This is a genomic window from Kitasatospora sp. NPDC056184 (genome assembly GCF_042268405.1).
Classification (GTDB): Bacteria; Actinomycetota; Actinomycetes; order Streptomycetales; family Streptomycetaceae; genus Kitasatospora.
Map to the genome: position 1 here is coordinate 167,856 of NZ_JBHJUI010000011.1, position 16,699 is coordinate 184,554.

Annotated in this window: 10 protein-coding genes; 5 read left to right on the forward strand and 5 right to left on the reverse strand. The window is 74.1% G+C overall.

From position 1 onward, the window contains the following. Nucleotides 1-36: 36 nt before the first annotated feature. Nucleotides 37-1,206, reverse strand: a complete 1,170-nt coding sequence (locus ACFC0B_RS22760; RefSeq protein ID WP_376088564.1) for an ABC transporter substrate-binding protein — start codon at nt 1,204-1,206, stop codon at nt 37-39. 342 nt (nt 1,207-1,548) lie between these two features. On the opposite strand from ACFC0B_RS22760, the gene ACFC0B_RS22765 reads away from it, so the two are divergent. Next, on the forward strand, nt 1,549-2,367 hold the full coding sequence (locus ACFC0B_RS22765; protein WP_376088985.1) for a GntR family transcriptional regulator: 819 nt from the start codon (nt 1,549-1,551) through the stop codon (nt 2,365-2,367). A gap of 55 nt (nt 2,368-2,422) precedes the next feature. On the opposite strand, the gene ACFC0B_RS22770 is transcribed toward ACFC0B_RS22765, so the two are convergent. Both ACFC0B_RS22770 and ACFC0B_RS22775 read right to left on the reverse strand, forming a co-directional pair. Then, nucleotides 2,423-4,006 (reverse strand): phosphonate degradation HD-domain oxygenase, encoded by a 1,584-nt coding sequence (locus ACFC0B_RS22770; protein WP_376088567.1) that lies wholly within the window; start codon nt 4,004-4,006, stop codon nt 2,423-2,425. A 275-nt stretch (nt 4,007-4,281) separates the two neighbouring features. Continuing rightward, complete coding sequence (locus ACFC0B_RS22775) at nt 4,282-5,370, reverse strand: pyridoxal-phosphate-dependent aminotransferase family protein (protein ID WP_376088570.1); 1,089 nt, start codon at nt 5,368-5,370, stop codon at nt 4,282-4,284. 102 nt (nt 5,371-5,472) lie between these two features. Here ACFC0B_RS22775 and ACFC0B_RS22780 point away from each other — a divergent pair, with 102 nt between their 5' ends. From ACFC0B_RS22780 to glnII, 4 genes are all read left to right on the forward strand, one after another. Next, nucleotides 5,473-6,576 (forward strand): amidohydrolase family protein, encoded by a 1,104-nt coding sequence (locus ACFC0B_RS22780; RefSeq protein WP_376088573.1) that lies wholly within the window; start codon nt 5,473-5,475, stop codon nt 6,574-6,576. Nucleotides 6,577-6,650: 74 nt separating this feature from the next. Continuing rightward, nucleotides 6,651-7,328 (forward strand): uracil-DNA glycosylase, encoded by a 678-nt coding sequence (locus tag ACFC0B_RS22785; RefSeq protein WP_376088576.1) that lies wholly within the window; start codon nt 6,651-6,653, stop codon nt 7,326-7,328. A 124-nt stretch (nt 7,329-7,452) separates the two neighbouring features. Next, entirely contained in the window at nt 7,453-8,475 is a 1,023-nt protein-coding gene (locus ACFC0B_RS22790) for an SCO1860 family LAETG-anchored protein (RefSeq protein ID WP_376088579.1), read from the forward strand. A gap of 193 nt (nt 8,476-8,668) precedes the next feature. Beyond that, entirely contained in the window at nt 8,669-9,691 is a 1,023-nt protein-coding gene (gene glnII, locus ACFC0B_RS22795; RefSeq protein ID WP_376088582.1) for a glutamine synthetase, read from the forward strand. A gap of 90 nt (nt 9,692-9,781) precedes the next feature. Here the strand turns inward: glnII and ACFC0B_RS22800 are convergent, their stop codons facing one another. Continuing rightward, nucleotides 9,782-15,130, reverse strand: a complete 5,349-nt coding sequence (locus ACFC0B_RS22800) for a hypothetical protein (RefSeq protein ID WP_376088585.1) — start codon at nt 15,128-15,130, stop codon at nt 9,782-9,784. Beyond that, the gene (locus ACFC0B_RS22805; protein WP_376088588.1) at nt 15,127-16,551 is read right to left on the reverse strand and encodes an esterase/lipase family protein; all 1,425 of its coding nucleotides are present in this window, start codon (nt 16,549-16,551) and stop codon (nt 15,127-15,129) included. The genes ACFC0B_RS22800 and ACFC0B_RS22805 overlap by 4 nt, the downstream gene beginning before the upstream one ends. Nucleotides 16,552-16,699 lie beyond the last annotated feature (148 nt).

The window sequence follows — 16,699 nt, forward strand, 5'->3', positions numbered from 1 at the left end:
GCTTCTTCAGCCCGTTCGATGAGTGCTGACGGTCGGTCAGCCTGCGATGGCCTTGGTCCAGTTCTCGGTGACGACCTTCTTGGCCGCGTTGATCTGGTCCACGGTCGGGAAGGTGGTGAACGGCTTCTCGACGGCCGGCAGCTTGGCGGCGGCGGTGGCGTCCAGGGTGCCGTCCTTCTTCAGGGCCTCGAAGGTGGACGGGGTGGCGTAGCCGCCGAGGAAGAGGTTCTGGCCCTCGGCGCTGAACAGGTACTCCTGCCACAGGCGGGCGGCCGCCGGGTGCGGGGCCCACTTGTTGATGGCCTGGTTGTAGAACTGGGCGTAGGAGCCGTCGACCGGGATGGAGACCTTCCAGTCGATGCCCTTGCCCTTGAACTCGTCGGTGTAGCCGGCGTTCAGGTAGGACCAGTCGATCGAGATCGGGGTCTCGCCCTTCTCGATGGTGGCCGGGGTGGACTCGACCGGGTTGAAGTTGCCCGACTGCTTCAGCTTGCCGAAGAAGTCGATGCCGGGCTGGACGTTGTCCAGCGAACCGCCGTTGGCGAGCGCGGCCGCGTAGACGCCGCCGAAGGCGGAGCCGGACTTGGTCGGGTTGCCGTTGAGGGCGACCTGGCCCTTGTACTCGGGCTTGAGCAGGTCGGCGAAGGTCTTCGGGCAGTTGGCGATCTTCTTGGCGTCGCAGCCGATCGAGACGTAGCCGCCGTAGTCGTTGACGGCGGCGCCGTTCGCGTCCTTCATGGTGTCCGGCACCTTGTCGAAGGTGGCCACCTTGTAGGGGGCGAGGATGCCGTCCTTGACCGCCTGGAGGGCGAAGGCGCTGCCCAGGTCGACCACGTCGGGGGCGCGGTCCTGGCCCTTGCGGGAGTTGATCGCGTTGATCTCGTCCTGGCTGGAGCCGTCCGGGTTCTCCTCCTCGACCTCGATGCCGTACTTGGCCTTGAACGAGTCGATGATCTTGCCGTAGTTCGCCCAGTCCCGGGGCAGCGTGATGACGTGCAGCTTGCCCTCCTTCTTGGCGGCGGCGACCAGGCCGTCCATGCCGCCGAAGTCGGCGGCGGAGGTGGCCTCCTTGGCGTCCTTGGCGCCCGCCTTGGCGGCGTCGCCGGACTTGGCGCTCGACCCGGCGGAGCCGCAGGCGGTGAGGGAGAGCGCGGCGGCGGTCAGAACGGCCGCGAAAGCGGCGGCACGGGCGCGGTGCACGGTCACGGGGAAGTCTCCTGTTAAGGGGGCGTACGGCGAGGGGGCGTTCGCGGGGGGTTCCGCGGGCCTGCGTCTCGCGAAGGGCGGCGGGCCGGCCGAGGTGAGCGGTCGATCGCGTCGTCCGAGTTGACTAGCCAACTTCGCTGACGGGGGTAAGTACGCCGGAGCCCGGTGACGGGAAGGTGAACGGATGGCCCAGCCCCGGGGTCGGCTGCGGGAACGGTCGAATCAGGTCGCCGGCGGAGTGTTCGCCGAGTGCGATGCTTCGGGAGCGCAGCGGGATATGGTCGGGCTGTCCGGCGCCGGAAGGGCTGCGCGGGACACCGCCCAGGAGGGACATTGACTGACGTGGCACTGGAGTCGGGGCGCCCGGAGGCCCGTTCGGCCGATGCGTCGGCCGGAGCGCCGGGAACCGAGCGCGGCACGGGTTCGCTCTACCGCAAGGTCGCCGCCGACCTGCGGGAGGCGATCACCACCGGCGCGTTCGGGGAGGCCGGACGGCTGCCCGCCGAGGGGGCGCTCGCCGAGCAGTACGGCGTCTCGCGCGGCACCGTCCGCCAGGCGCTCGCCGTGCTGCGCTCGGACGGCCTGGTCACCTCGCGCCGGGGCACCCGCCGGGTGGTGCTCGGCACGGCCCGGGTGCAGAGCTTCTCCGAACTGCTCAGCTTCACCCGCTGGGCGTACTCGATGGGCGAGGAGCCCGGCGGCATCCTCGACTCGATGGTGCGCCGCCCGGCCGACGCCGCCGAGCGCGAGCAGCTGCGCCTCGAACCGGCCGACGAGGTCTACGTCATGGTCCGGCTGCGCACGCTCTCCGGGACGCCGGTGATGGTCGAGCGGACCGTCTACCCGCCCCGGGTCGGCGAGATCGTCGCCGAGCTGCCGCCGGACGTCGTCTCGCACACCGAAGTCCTGCGCGAGCACGGCATCCTGTTCACCGACGCCGACCACACGATCGACATCGTCGCCGCCAACGGGGACGACGCCCGGCTGCTCGGCTGCCGGCGCGGCGGCCCGCTGCTGCGCGAGCGGCGCCGGACGACCGACCCGACCGGGACGCCGGTGGAGTGGTCCCAGGACCGCTACCTGCCCGGCACGGTGGCGTTCAGCGTGCACAACTCGCTGGCCACCTCGGCGCTTTCGCGGCACGCCCGGGACGTGGACTGACGGCCGGGCGCGGCGGGCGGCCCGTGCTCCGGGCCGCCCGCGCGCCGACCTGCCGTCAGCGCATCAACGAGGCCAGCAGCGGCCGGAAGTGGGCGAAGTCCGGGGTCCTCGCGTCCGCCTCCTTGGCCTGCTCGTCCCAGCGGCGCACCGCCACCGCGTCCTCGGCGCCCGGTTGGGCGGCGAAGTCGGCGGCCTCCCGCTCGGACATCGGGCCGCCCTGCACCCGGAGGGTGTACGCGGAGGCCTCGGACAGCCGCGCCCGGTAGTCCGGTTCGACCGCGCACAGGTAGCGCTTGGCCGCCACGTGCAGCCGGACCGGCTCGGTGACCTCCGGGCCGAACCAGCGGGCCAGCCAGTCGGCCCCGGTGTCGCTGTGCCGGTTGTCCTGACCCTGCATCAGATCCCGTCCGTGCAGGGCGCCCCGGAAGTGGCCGACATCGTGCAGCAGCGCCGCCGCGACCAGCTGCGGGGCCGCCCCGGCCGCCTCGGCCAGCGCGCCGGCCTGCAGCATGTGCTCGGCCATGGTGACCGCCTCGCCCAGGTACTCCCCGGCGCCCTCGCCCGCGAACAGCGCGGCCAGCTCGTCCAGCGCGGCCGAACGGCGGTGCAGCACGGCCAGGGTGGAGGCGAGCGAGTCCAGGTCGGCGTAGCAGCCCTGGAGGTGGCGGCGGCCGTCCTGGGCGAAGGCCGTCCGGGCGTGCATCAGCCGGACGTTGTCGAAGATCAGGCAGTCGCCCGGCTCCAGCCTGAAGTCCAGCTGGAGCCCCGGGCGCAGGGTGATCGCCGCGAACGCGCGGTAGGCGGCGTAGAACGCGTCCAGCTCCGCCGCCGAGCCGCGCAGGGTGGCGATCGAGCGGTTGTTGAACCGCACCTCGCGGATCCGGCCCAGCGGGTCCAGCTCGATCAGCGGCCGGTCGGCGCGCAGTTCGGTGCCGCGGTCGCGGAAGACGAACGGCACCGGCGTGCGGGTCAGCACCGCGAAGTGCTCCGGCGCCTCCGCGCGCAGCAGCGCCGCGGCCCGGAAGCCGTCGACCAGGCCGGAGTCCCCGCCGGTCGCCGCGTTCTCCAGGCAGTGCAGCAACTGGAGGGTGGGGACCGGGTCGCGGTACGGGTTGTCGGTGTGCGGGGTGATCGCGGCGCTGGTGAACGCCAGGTTGTTCGGGTCCGGCTCGACCCGGACGTCGAACAGCTCGCCGTAGTTGGTGACCCGCACGAACCCGAAGGTCTCCGCGACCGCCAGCACCTGCCGCTCGCGCACCGGCACGCCGCGCAGCACGGCGAAGCCGTCGCGGCGCACGGCGGCCAGCACGGCGGCCCGCTCGGCCGGGTCGGCCAGGTGGGCCGGCCACGGCGTCCGCGGAATGCCGCCCGCGAAGTCGGCGGCCTCCCAGAGCCGCTTGTCCGCCTCCGTCCGCCCGTCCCCGTCCGCCTCCTGCGCCAGCCACCCGGACGGGTAGCGGGAGCGGTGCCCGTCCGACCAGAGCACCTCCAGGTGCCCCTCCAGCTCGGCCCGGGCGGCGATCGCGAGGTCCTCCGGAAGGTCGGTGATCTGGAACAGCTTCTGCCCGTTGCGCGGGTCGCGGCACTCGGCGCAGGGGCAGTTGTCGCGCAGCCAGTACGGCGACAGCTCGGTGGTCATGGTCTTCTCCTCGGCGGCGGGGGTGCGGGCGCGGGGGCGCCGGGGTGCTGGGCACTGGGGCGCTGGGGCGCTCGGCGAAAAGTTGTATAGCCAACTTCTCCGTGCGCAGGAGCCTGCCGGGCCGTGGTGAGCAGCGGGTGCCGGAGGGGTGAACGGTGCGGGAACAGTGCCGGGGCGGGTGGCGGAGCGGAGGCCGCCGGAACGCGGACCGCCCCGTCCGCGGCGGCGGACGGGGCGGTTCGGCGGGGCTTCCCGGGCTGTCGGACGCCGGCGTCTCAGGCGGTGGCGTCCCAGGCCTGCCCGGCCGCGGTGAGGGCGGGGGCGGCATCGGCGCCGGTCGCGGCGGCGAGGGCGGTGAGGGTGGCGCGGACGGTGCCGAGGGTGGCGGCCGGGCCGTAGTGGTTGACCCGCAGCATCTCGGCGGCCAGGGCGCCGCCGCCGGCCTGCACCGGGAGCGACGGGTCGAGCCGGCGCAGCTCGGCGGCGAGGGCGGTGGCGTCCAGCCCGGCCGGGGTGCTCAGGGTGGTGGCGACCGGCGCGGCGTGCGCGTCGTCCGGGACGAACGGGGCGAGCGTGCCGAGCGCCCGGACGCCCGCGCGGAGGGCGGCCGCGGCGGCCCGGTGGCGGGTGATGACGGCGGGCAGGCCGTCCGCCGCGATCCGGTCCAGGCAGGCGCCGAGCGCCAGCATCTCCAGCTGCGCGGGCGCGTGCGGCAGGGCGGTGCGCCCGGCGTCCGTCCAGCGCTCCTTCCAGTCCAGCAGCGAGAGGTAGGAGCGGCGCGGGGCGGCCGGGTTGGCGGTGATCCGCTCCCAGGCCCGCGCGGAGACCGAGACGGCCGAGACGCCGGCCGGCCCGCCCATCGCCTTCTGCCCGCCGATCACGCACAGGTCGACGCCCCAGGCGTCGGTCAGCAGCGGCTCGGCGGCCACCGAGGCGACCGCGTCCACCATCAGCAGCGCGCCGTGCTCGCGCACCACGGCGGCGATCTCGGCGACCGGGTTGGTGTTGCCGGTGGCGGCCTCGGCGTGCACCAGCGAGACGAAGTCGACGGCCGGCTCGGCCGCCAGGGCCGCGGCGACCTGCTCGGCGCTCACCGCGCTGTCGAACGGCACGACGAGGTCGACGACCTTCGCGCCGCAGTCGCGCAGCCAGTTGCCGAAGGTCTGGCCGTACGGGCCGGTGACGATGTTGAGCGCGGTCGAGCCCGGGTGCGCGGCGCCGCGGATGGCGGCCTCCAGCGGCAGCAGCGCCTCGCCCTGGGTGACGATGACGTCGGCGGTGGTGTGCAGCAGCGCGGCGACCTTGTCCTCGATCGCCGCGAAGTCGGCGGCGGTGAGCGGGGGCAGGTCGAGGAAGGGGCTCACGGTCTCTGGGCCTTTCGAGGGGGGAGGAACGGTGCTGGCCGGGAACGAGTCTGCCCCATCCGCACTGCTTACAGGGAACGGCGCCGTCGGTAGAGTGCGGCCATGAGCGATGGCGCGGTGCTGCACGTCCGGGGTCGGGTGCTGGTCGGTCCCGAGGACGTCCGGGACGAACTCTGGGTGGTGGACGGCCGGGTGACCTTCTCCCGTCCGGCCGCCGTCGGCGCCTCGTCCGCCGACGTCCGGACGGTGGACGGCTGGGTGCTGCCCGGCCTGGTGGACGCGCACTGCCACGTCGGTCTGGACGCGCACGGCGCCGTCGACGCCGCCACCAGCGAGAAGCAGGCGCTCACCGACCGTGACGCCGGCACCCTGCTGATCCGCGACGCCGGGTCCGCCGCCGACACCCGCTGGATCGACGACCGCGAGGACCTGCCCCGGATCGTCCGGGCCGGCCGGCACATCGCCCGCACCCGTCGCTACATCCGCAACTACGCGCACGAGATCGAGCCCGGCGACCTCGCCGCCTACGTGCGCGCCGAGGCCCGACGCGGCGACGGCTGGGTCAAGCTGGTCGGCGACTGGATCGACCGCGAGCGCGGCGACCTCGCCGCCTGCTGGCCCGGCGACGCGCTGGCGGAGGCGATCGCGGCGGCGCACGAGGAGGGCGCGCGGGTCACCGCGCACTGCTTCGCCGCCGAGTCGCTGCCGGACCTGCTGGCCGCCGGGATCGACTGCGTCGAGCACGCCACCGGCCTGACCGAGGAGCTGATCCCGGTCTTCGCCGAGCGCGGGGTCGCGATCGTGCCGACGCTCGTCAACATCGCCACCTTCCCGCAGCTGGCGGCCGGCGGCGAGGCCAAGTTCCCGGCCTGGTCGGCCCACATGCGCCGGCTGCACGAGCGCCGCTACGACACGGTCGGCGCCGCGCACGACGCGGGCATCCCCGTCTACGTCGGGACGGACGCGGGCGGCTCGCTGGCCCACGGCCTGGTCGCGGAGGAGGTCGCCGAGCTGGTGAAGGCCGGGCTCACCCCCGCCGAGGCGCTGTCGGCGGCCAGTTGGGGCGCGCGCGCCTGGTTGGGGCGCCCCGGCCTGGAGGAGGGCGCACCGGCGGACTTCGTGGTGTACGCGCACGACCCGCGCGCCGACGTCCGGGTGCTGGCCGATCCGCGGCTGGTGGTGCTGCGCGGGCGCCCGGTGGCGTGAGCCGCGGTCCGCGCTCCCGCGGTGTGATCATCTCGGTGAACGGGCTGTCGGTGTAGGCCGATAGGGTTACGCCCATGGCACCGCGTCCACTGAACGAGATCGTCGAGCCCGGGTGGGCCACCGCACTGGAGCCGGTGGCCGGGCGGGTCGCCGCGATGGGCGACTTCCTCCGCGCCGAACTGGCCGCCGGCCGCACCTATCTGCCCTCCGGCCCGAACGTGCTGCGCGCCTTCCAGCAGCCGTTCGCCGAGGTGCGGGTGCTGATCGTCGGCCAGGATCCGTACCCGACCCCCGGCCACGCCGTCGGCCTGAGCTTCTCGGTGGGGGCCGAGGTCCGGCCGATCCCGGCCAGCCTGGTCAACATCTTCCAGGAGTACGGCAGCGACCTCGGCCTCCCGCAGCCGTCCAACGGCGACCTCACCCCGTGGACGCAGCAGGGCGTGCTGCTGCTGAACCGCGCGCTGACCACCGCCCCGCGCAAGCCCGCCGCGCACCGCGGCAAGGGCTGGGAGGAGGTCACCGAGCAGGCGATCCGCGCCCTGGCGGCGCGCGGCGGCCCGCTGGTGGCGATCCTCTGGGGCCGTGACGCGCGCAACCTGCGGCCGCTGCTGGGTGAGATCCCGGCGATCGAGTCGGCGCACCCGAGCCCGTACTCGGCGAGCGGGGGATTCTTCGGCTCGCGCCCGTTCAGCCGGGCCAATGAGCTGCTGGCGCGACAGGGGGCGCAGCCGGTGGACTGGCGGCTGCCGTAGCAGACGTGCGTCAGCGCGGAGCGTCAACTTCACCCCAACGGGTGAAATGACGCTCTGTATGACTCATGTGACGGATCGTTTGAGAAGACTGGCGGCTCATCCATTCAGCCGTGGGGGTATCACCATGTCTTCTCGACGAATCGTTTCCGCAGCCACTGTCGCCCTGGCCTGCACCGTTCTCACCGTGCCGCCCGCCGGGGCCGCCGAGCCGACGCCGGCGGCCACCGCCTCTCCCGGCAAGGCCCGCGCCGTCACCGCCGAACTCGACTTGGACGTCCGGCTGTTGAACAACGCCGTGGACGTCCCGGTGGACGTCTCGCTCAACAAGGTCGAGTCCCCGGCGCAGCGCGAGGGCACCGTCCTCACCGCGAAGGTCGACGGCGTCGACCAGTCCGGCCCGGTCACCCTGGTCAAGGCGGAGGTCGGCAAGTCGGTCACCAAGGTGGACGCCAAGGGCGCCACCGCCTCCGTCACCCTCGCCGACGCCGACGTGCACGCCCCCGGCCTGCCCGCGACCACCCTGCTCGGCCTGGAGGCGCTCAGCGCCACCGCCACCTGCCCCGTCGACGGGCAGCCCACCGCCGACGTGGTCGCGCCCGCCAAGCTCACCGTCCTCGGCAAGCCGGTCACGGTCGGCCTGTACGGGCCGACCACGGTGGACGTGCCGCTGGTCGGCAGCGTGTCGGTCGAGTTCTCCAAGAAGACCACCACCTCGACGACGGCCGCCGCCTCCGCCCTGGAGGTCCAGGTGGCGCTGGACCCGCTGAACCTCAACGTCGCCAAGGTCACCGGCACCATCACGGTCGCCTCGGTGAGCTGCGAGAAGCCCGTCCCGGCCGCTCCGACGGCCGCGCCGGAGACCACCGTGACGCCGTCGGCCACCCCCGCGGCCGCCGTCACCCGGACCCCGACCGCCCAGCCCGCCGCGGACACCACCCCGTCCGCCACCGCCCGCCTGACCGCACCCCCCGCGGCCCCGTCCGCCGCCGCCTCCACGGCCGCTCCGGACGCCCTCGCCACCACCGGCGGCAACGACGCCACCGCCCCGCTCGCCGCCGGCGCCGCCGCCCTGGTCGCCGCCGGCGCCTGCGCCCTCTGGGCCACCCGCCGCCGCCGGGCCGCCCCGGCCCACGCCCGCCGGCACTGACCCGGGCCGCCCGCTCGGGCCGCCCGCCCGCGGCCCCACGGATGCGGGGGTGCCACCTGCGGCACTCCCGCACCGTAACCGTGCCAATGCGGACGGTTGGTTCACATGGGCGTTACATGAGAGGAACAACCGGGAAACGGCGACTTGCAACGCTACGCGGGCACCCACCACTCAGTTTGCGAGGTACACCGCCGTGGCAATCAAGGCCGAGTACATCTGGATCGACGGCACCAAGCCGACCGCCAAGCTCCGCTCCAAGACTCGTGTCCTGCCGAACGCGGACAAGATCCCCACCTGGGGCTTCGACGGTTCCTCGACCAGCCAGGCCGAGGGCCACGCCTCCGACCGCGTGCTGGCCCCGGTGCGCGTCGTCCCGGACCCGATCCGCGGCGGCGACCACATCCTCGTCCTGTGCGAGGTCAACGAGACCGACGGCACCCCGCACGAGTCCAACACCCGCGCCCTGCTGCGCACCGTCGCCGAGCAGTACGAGGCGCAGGAGTCGATCTTCGGCATCGAGCAGGAGTACACCTTCTTCAAGGGCTCCCGCCCGCTCGGCTTCCCGGAGGGCGGCTACCCGGCCCCGCAGGGCGGCTACTACTGCGGTGTCGGCGCCGAGGAGGTCTTCGGCCGCGAGATCGTCGAGCTGCACCTCGACCGCTGCATCGACGCCGGCCTGGCCATCTGCGGCATCAACGCCGAGGTCATGCCCGGCCAGTGGGAGTTCCAGATCGGCCCGGTCGACGCCCTGACCGTCTCCGACGACATGTGGATCGCCCGCTACCTGCTCTACCGCACCGCCGAGGAGTTCGGCATCGACGCCACCCTCGACCCGAAGCCCGTCCGCGGCGACTGGAACGGCGCCGGCGCGCACACCAACTTCTCCACCAAGGCGATGCGCGAGAACTACGACGCGATCATCACCGCGTGCGAGTCGCTCGGCACCTCCCAGGAGAAGGTCCTGGAGCACGTCACCCAGTACGGCGCCGACATCGAGTCCCGCCTGACCGGCAAGCACGAGACCGCCCCGTGGAACGTCTACTCCTACGGCGTCTCCGACCGCGGCGCCTCGGTCCGCATCCCGTGGCAGGTCGAGGTGGACCAGAAGGGCTACATCGAGGACCGCCGCCCGAACGCCAACGTCGACCCCTACGTCGTCACCCGGCTGCTGATCAACACCTGCTGCGCCGCCCTGGAGAAGGCCGGCCTGGTCTGATCCCGGCCCGCCGGTAGGACCGGCACCGGTACCACGCACGCCCGCAGGGCCTCCCCACCTCACCGGGGAGGCCCTGCGGGCGTTGCGGCGTCAGGCGGAGGGGTGGAGGACGTCGGCCAACTCGTTGGCCGGCTCCGCGAGGTCCGGCCGCCGTCGGGCGAGTTCGCGCAGATGGATCGCGTAGGCCTCACGCCGCAGAGGGGTGTCCTCCTCGGAGGTCAGGGCGCAGATCTCGCGGGCCTGGTCCGGGTGGCCGGCGGCCATGGCGTGCACCATGCCCAACAGCCTCCCGTCCGGGCCGGCCAGCAGGGGAGGACAGGCCATCGTGAGGTCGGCGAGCAGGGACAGCTCCCCGGCCTCCAGGGCGGCTATGGCCTCTTGGCCGGCCACGCCCGGATCGGTGACCATCAGGTAGACGTCCTCCAAGCTCCCGTAGGTCGCGAGCCGCAGGATCCCGTAGTGCTGGAGGGCCGAGGGGTCGGGGGCCGCTCCGGCGAGCAGCGACATGGTGTCCGGTGTCTCCAGCTCTTCGCGGTGCGAGGCGTGGAACGCGAGGGACTCCGGCCAGGTGCGGGTCGACATCCATTCCGCCACCAGGGTGCGGGCGTGATGCCCGGCCCGGCCTTCGGCGAGGACGGCGTGCAGGCCGCGGGCGTCGATGTCGTGCAGCATGCGGCGGAGGACTTGGAGGTCCGGATCCCCGGGGAACAGGGCCTGGGCCAGATCCAGTTGGCGCCGAGACCGGGGCGTGCGCAGGTGATCCGCGTGCTTGCGGAGGAAGTCCTCCGTTCCGGGCCAGCCCGATCGTTGCGGCCAGGCGTCCAGGACACGGAGGAAGCCGTCCGACACGGGCTCGGTGGCCCAGCCGGGCAGCCGTTCGTCGTGCAGGGCGAACCCCGTCACGATCCCGTTGATCTGGTTCCTGAGGTCGGAGAGCTGTTCCCGGCCGCCGATGACCGCGTTGCGTGCGGCGGAGACCAGGAGTTCGGTCGCCTGCTCGTTCTCGCCGCGCTTCGCGTGGCGGAGGGCGAGGCCGATGCACAGATCCGCCTGCGCCAAGGGGTGGTGGTGCAGGGCGGCGATCGCCTGCTCCCAGGCCGGACGGGCCGCCTCGTCCGACAGTTGGTCGGAGAGGTGGGCGAGGGTTGCGGACAGGGCGGAGAGGTGGATGGCGGGGTTGGACTCGGCGAGGCGGAGGCGGATGCCGAGTGCCTCGGTGGCGGAGCTCAGCGCCGCCGCCCGGTCCCCGGCCTCGAACTGCTGGTCGGAGAGGTTGTTGAGGGTTGTCGCGAGGGCGGGGAGGAACTGAGCGGGACTGGCTTCCGCGAGACGGCGGTAGAGGACGGTGGCTTCGGCGACGGAGGTCAGCGCGCCGACCCGATCTCCACTCAGGAACCGGTACCTGGACAGGTTGTTGAGGGCCCCTGCCAGGTCGGCGAGGAAGGCTGTCGGGTTGGCTTCCGCGAGTTGACGGAGGACGACGAGGGCTTCGGTGATGGAGGCCAGAGCGCCGGTGTGGTCCTTGGTCTCGGCTCGTCGGAGGGAGAGGCGGGTGAGGGTGGAGGCGAGCTGGGGGAGGAACACGGCGGGGGCGGTTGCGGCGAGCGGGCGTTGGACGGCGAGTGCTTCGGTGGCGGTGGCGAGGGCGCCCGCCCGGTCTCCGTTGTCGGCTTGTCGGTCGGAGAGGTTGGCGAGGGCGGTGGCGAGGTCTGGGAGGAAGGCGGCGGGTTCGGCTTCGGCGAGTTCGCGCAGGAAGGCGGTGGCTTCGGTGGCGGTGGCGAGGGCGCCCGCCCGGTCCCCGTTGCCAGCTCGTCTGGCAGAGAGATTGGTGAGGGCCCTGGCGAGCTGGGGGAGGAATGCTCCGGGGTTGGTTCCGGCGAGCCGGCGGCTGATTCCGGCGGCTTCGTCGATGGATGCCAGCGCGCCTGCGGGGTCTCCGTTGTCGGCTTGCCGGTTGGAGAGGCCGGTGAGGGTGGAGGCGAGCCGGGGGAGGAAGGCGGCGGGGTCGGCTTCGGCGAGTTCGCGGAAGTAGGTGGTGGCTTCGGTGGCGGTGGCGAGGGCGCCGGCTCGGTCTCCGTTGTCGGCTTGCCGGTTGGAGAGGTTGCCGAGGGTCGTGGCGAGGTCTGGGAGGAAGGCGGCGGGTTCGGCTTCGGCGAGTTCGCGCAGGAGGGCGGTGGCTTCGGTGGCGGTGGCGAGGGCGCCCGCCCGGTCCCCGTTGCCGGCTTGTCGGACGGAGAGGTTGGTGAGGGCGGTGGCGAGCCGGGGGAGGAAGGCGGCGGGGTCGGCTTCGGCGAGTTCGCGCAAGTACACGGCGGCCTCGGTGATGGAGGCGAGGGCGCCCGCTCGGTCCCCGTTGTTGGCTTGTCGGTCGGAGAGGTTGGTGAGGGCGGTGGCGAGCCGGGGGAGGAAGGCGGCGGGGTCGGCTCCGGCGAGTTCGCGCAGGAAGGTGGTGGCTTCGGTGGCGGTGGCGAGGGCACCCTGCCGGTCCCCGGTGCCGTCCTGGCGGTCGGCGAGGCTCTTGAGGGCGGTGGCGAGGCTGGGGAGGAAGGCGGCGGGGTCGGCTTCGGCGAGTTCGCGGAAGTAGGTGGTGGCTTCGGTGGCGGAGGTAAGGGCGTCTGTTCGGCTGTCGGTGCCGGTTTGCAGAATGGAGAGGTTGGTGAGGGCGCCGGCGAGGTCGGGGAGGAAAACGGCCGGATTGATGGTGGCAAGCCGGCGGCGGATCGCAACGACTTCGGTGATGGAGGCCAGGGCCCCGATGCGGTCTCCGGTGTCGGCTCGGCGGATGGCAAGGCTGTTGAGCGCGGCGGCCAGGTCGGGGAGCAGCGCGGTGGCGTCGGCCTCGCCTTCGACGAGTCGGCGGCGGATGGCGACGGCTTCCGTGACCGACGCGAGCGCCCCCGCCCGGTCCCCGGTGTCGGATTGCAGGTCGGCGAGGTTCTTGAGGGCGGTGGCGAGATCAGGGACGAAAGCGGCACCGTCGGTCACAGTGAGCTGGCGGTAGTGGGTGACGGCTTCGGTGATGGAGACCAGGGCCTCCGTGCGGTTTCCGGTCCTGAGCTGCTGGATGGCGAGGTTGCCGAGGCCCACGGCGAGGTCGGGGAGGAAGGCGATGGGGTCGGCTTCGGCGAGGAGGCGGTGGATCTGGACGGTCTCGGTGATGGACGCCAGGGCTCCCGCCCGGTCCCCGCCCTCGAACTGCTCGGCGGAGAGGTTGTTGACGGCCACGGCGAGCCGGGGGAGGAAGACGGTGGGGTCGGCTTCGGCGAAAAGACGGTGGATCGCGACGGCTTCGGTGACGGACGCCAGGGCTCCCGCCCGGTCCCCGGTGTCGGACTGCCGCCGGCTCACCAGGACCAGCCGAGTGGCCAGCTCGACCAACCCGGTCCTGCCGGCCGCACGCACCTTGGCCAGCAGGCGCAGCTCCGCGCGCAGCGCGAGTTGCGGGAGGCCGACGGCGGAGTAGGGGATCGCGTCCGCGAGTTCGTCCAGCCAGGTCGGCGCCGTCGTCCCGCCGACCAGCCGGTCGAGGGTCTCCAGGGCCGCGCCGCCCTGCTCGGACGCCACCGACAGGACGGGCTTCCACCGGTCGTCGCCCGCCGCCGTCCAGTTGAGTAGTAGGCCCGCCGCGGTCTCCTGGTCGGTCGCCGCCGCGCGGTTGAACTGCCGTAGCGCGTCGACGAGCTCCACCTCGCCGAGCCCGTCCAGCGTCGCCGTCAGCAGCTCGTCGTCCTCGCGCAGCGTGCGCAGGGCCAGGTGGTCGGCGATCGGGTCGGGGCGGAGGGTGAGGGGTTCGCCGGGGGCCGGTTGGAGGCAGCCGGTGAGGGTGGTGCGGACCTGTTCGCGCCACCGTCCGTCGTCTGTCAGCTCCTCGACGACGCGCAGTGCGTCCACGATCCGTCTCCGGCCGACCGGTGCGCGGAGGGTGAGACTGGTGACGGCGCGGTCGAGGACGTCGAGCGGGGCGTCACCCGCACTCCCGGTGACCCGCTGGTAGACCTGGGCCCAGTACGAGTGCTCGTGGCCGAGCACCTCCTCGTACAGCTCGGCGCGCGTGGTGGGGAGCCGGTCCCGGTCGGGGGTGCGGGCGGTGAGGAAGGCGAGCAGCAGGCGGTCCAGGGTGGTCCAGTCCTGCGGTGCGAGGTCCACAATCGTCGGTCCAACGGGCTCGCCGTCCAGCCGGAACGCCTCGACGGCGCGCCGGACGAGGGCCTCGCCGTCGGGGTGTTCGGGCGGCAGCAGCATCGGCGGGCGTTCCCGGCAGAGGTGGCCGTCGTTGGTCCAGTCCTGGCGCAGTTCGTCCAGCCACTGGCCGTCCGTGGAGCGGGCGGTCATCAGCACGACGGCGGGTGCGCCGCCGCGTTCGGTGCGCCGCCGCAGGACGCTGAGCAGCTGCCGCGCCTCGGCGGGCCGGGCGTCGGCGTAGTCGAGGACGACCAGGGTGGGCGAGGTGACGACGCCCAGCCAGTCCAGCCCGGGCGTGTCCTTGCGCAGGTAGCCCGCGTACCAGCCGTCCCGCTGGGCGAGCCGGTGGGCGACCTCCAGGGCGAGCCGGGTCTTGCCCGCGCCGCCGACGCCGTGCACGACGGCGACGCCGGTGTGGCGGCCCTCGGCGACCGACCGGCACCAGCCGGTGAGCACGGTCAGTTCGTCGCGGGACTGGAACGGCACCACGTTGTGCTCCGGCCGCAGCAGTTGCAGCGGCCGGTGGAGTTCCGGGTCGAGCGGCAGGTAAGGCGGCCGCAGCGGGTCGTCGACCGGCTGGTCGGACGGGGCATGGGAGTCCCGTGCGCGCCACACCCGCCCCACGTCCACGGCGACGCGCCACGTCCACTCGGCCGCGTACCGCGCGCCGGCCCGGGCGGCCTCGGCGAAGGCAGCCGACGTCCCGATGATCGGCGAGGTGGGCAGGGCGTGGGCGACGCCGACCGGGTCGAGCAGCAGCAGGGGGCGGGCCGGGCCGTCCGGTTCCTCCTGGACGAGGTCGTCCCAGTCCTCCGGCCGCGTCTCCCACAGGTCGGCGTCCGGCGGGCCCGGTTCGTCAGGGTCCGCGTCGGGGTCGCCGATGCGTACGCCGAGCAGCGCGTGCGCGGGGGCGCCGGGCGTGGGCGGGTCGAGCAGCAGGACGAACGGGTGCAGTCCGGCGTGCAGGCAGGCGCCGGCCAGGGTGAGCGCGAGGTCGAGGCAGGTGGCGTGCCGGGGGCTCCACAGCACCTCGGCCGGCTGGCGGACCACCTGCCGCGCGGGGTCGTCGCTCGGCGCCTCGTACGCGTAGGTGATCCCGGCGCCCGCCAGCGCCTCGTACACGGCGCGGGCCTGGTCGAGGCGGCTGCCGCCGGCCGGGCCGGGGAGGCGGACCAGGGCGGCGACCTCGTCGGGCCGGACGTACGTGGCGAGCGCCGCGGGCTCGCCCTCCTGGTTCCAGCGCGGCCAGCCGCTCATGCGTCCACCGCCGCGAAGGCGTCGCCCGCGGTGAGGTCGCCCACGCCCGGGACGGCGCGCACCGTCACCTTGACGTCGTACAGGCCGGGCCGCTGCCCGGGCAGGTCGGCGCGGTGGCAGCCCTCGGCCGGGTCCCACTCCAGCCGCACCTCGGCGGTGCGGCGGCCCGGCTCCTCGGCCTGCCGCACCGCCGCCCACACGGACAGCGCCTCCCCGCCCTCCGGGGCGGTGTCGCCGCGCAGCCGCACCCGCAGCGGCACCGCCGCTCCGGCGGGGTGCAGTTCGTCCAGGTCGAGTCCCAGCGAGGCCTTCCGCTCCTCGCCGCGGACGGCGGTGAGCGGGGCCCGCCGTTCGTACGCCTCGACGAGGCCGGGGACCCAGGCCGCCGAGGCGAGCGGGCCGTGCCGGTCGCGTTCGCGCCAGCCGGAGGCGTCGTCGGCGCTCAGCTCCAGCGGGACGGCGGAGAAGGCGGGCACGGTGCCGTCGCCGTGGTCGTGCTCCCAGCCGTCGAGGCGCAGCCAGCTCGGCGGGGTCTTGCGCAGGGTGAGCCGGTGGCCGTCCCAGTGGGCGGAGGACGGGGTGTCGTGGCTCCAGCCGAGGCGCGGGACGACCACCGGCGCGTCGGGGCCGCGCGGGATGCTCCGCCAGCCGGCCTCGATCTCCTGGTGGAGGTCCCGGCCGGCCTCGGCCGCCGCGCCGAGCCCCGGCAGGGCGAGTTCGTGCGGGTACCGGGCGGCGCCGGCGGTGGCGTCCCAGACGGCGGGGTACCGGGGGAGCAGGTCGGCGACGCCCGGCCAGCTCCGCAGCAGCTCGCTGACGCGGTCCAGCCGGACCCCGGCCACCCGGACGCCGTCGGCCAGCACGTTCAGCGCCTTGGGCGCGCCCCGGTGCGGCGTGCCCAGGGTGATCAGGGCGCGGCAGAGCGGCCAGCCCTCCAGCGGGCCGAGCCAGTAGCGGGCGACCAGTCCGCCCATCGAGTGGGCCACGACGGTGACCCGGCCCGCCCGTTCGGCCTCGGCGTAGTCCTGGAGCCGCTCGTGGACGTCGGCGGCGAGCCGCTCGGCGGCGTGGGCGACGCCGAGGCGGAAGTCGTAGGGGAGGACGACGACGTTGGCGGCCGGGTCGCGCCGGTCCGGGTGGCCCTCGTCGAGCCGGACGCCGGGCAGCGCGCGCAGGCCGTCGAGCAGCCGCTCGTAGCCGGGGACGACCGTCCAGCCGGGCAGCAGCCGGCGGGAGCGGATCAGGCCGGTCGGGCGGAGCGGCTCGTCGGGGGCGAGCCGGCCGGGCCTGACGAGCAGGTCGGCGATGTCGCCGAAGCCCGCGTCCCAGACGACCCCGCCGGGCTGCCCGGCCGTGCCCGGCCGCTCCAGCACGCTGCCGCCGATCCCGGGCAGCACGTACACCAGATGCCTGCGCGCCACTTCGTCTCCGCTCCACCGGCGCCGGAGGCCCAACCCCCCTGGCTGGCCCGGCGCTTGCGTCGCCCATGATCCTGCGCGCCGGGCTCGGCGCCCATTGTTTCGGCCGTGTGGTGGCCAAGTTGAGACACGGGCGGGCGGCGGACGGCAC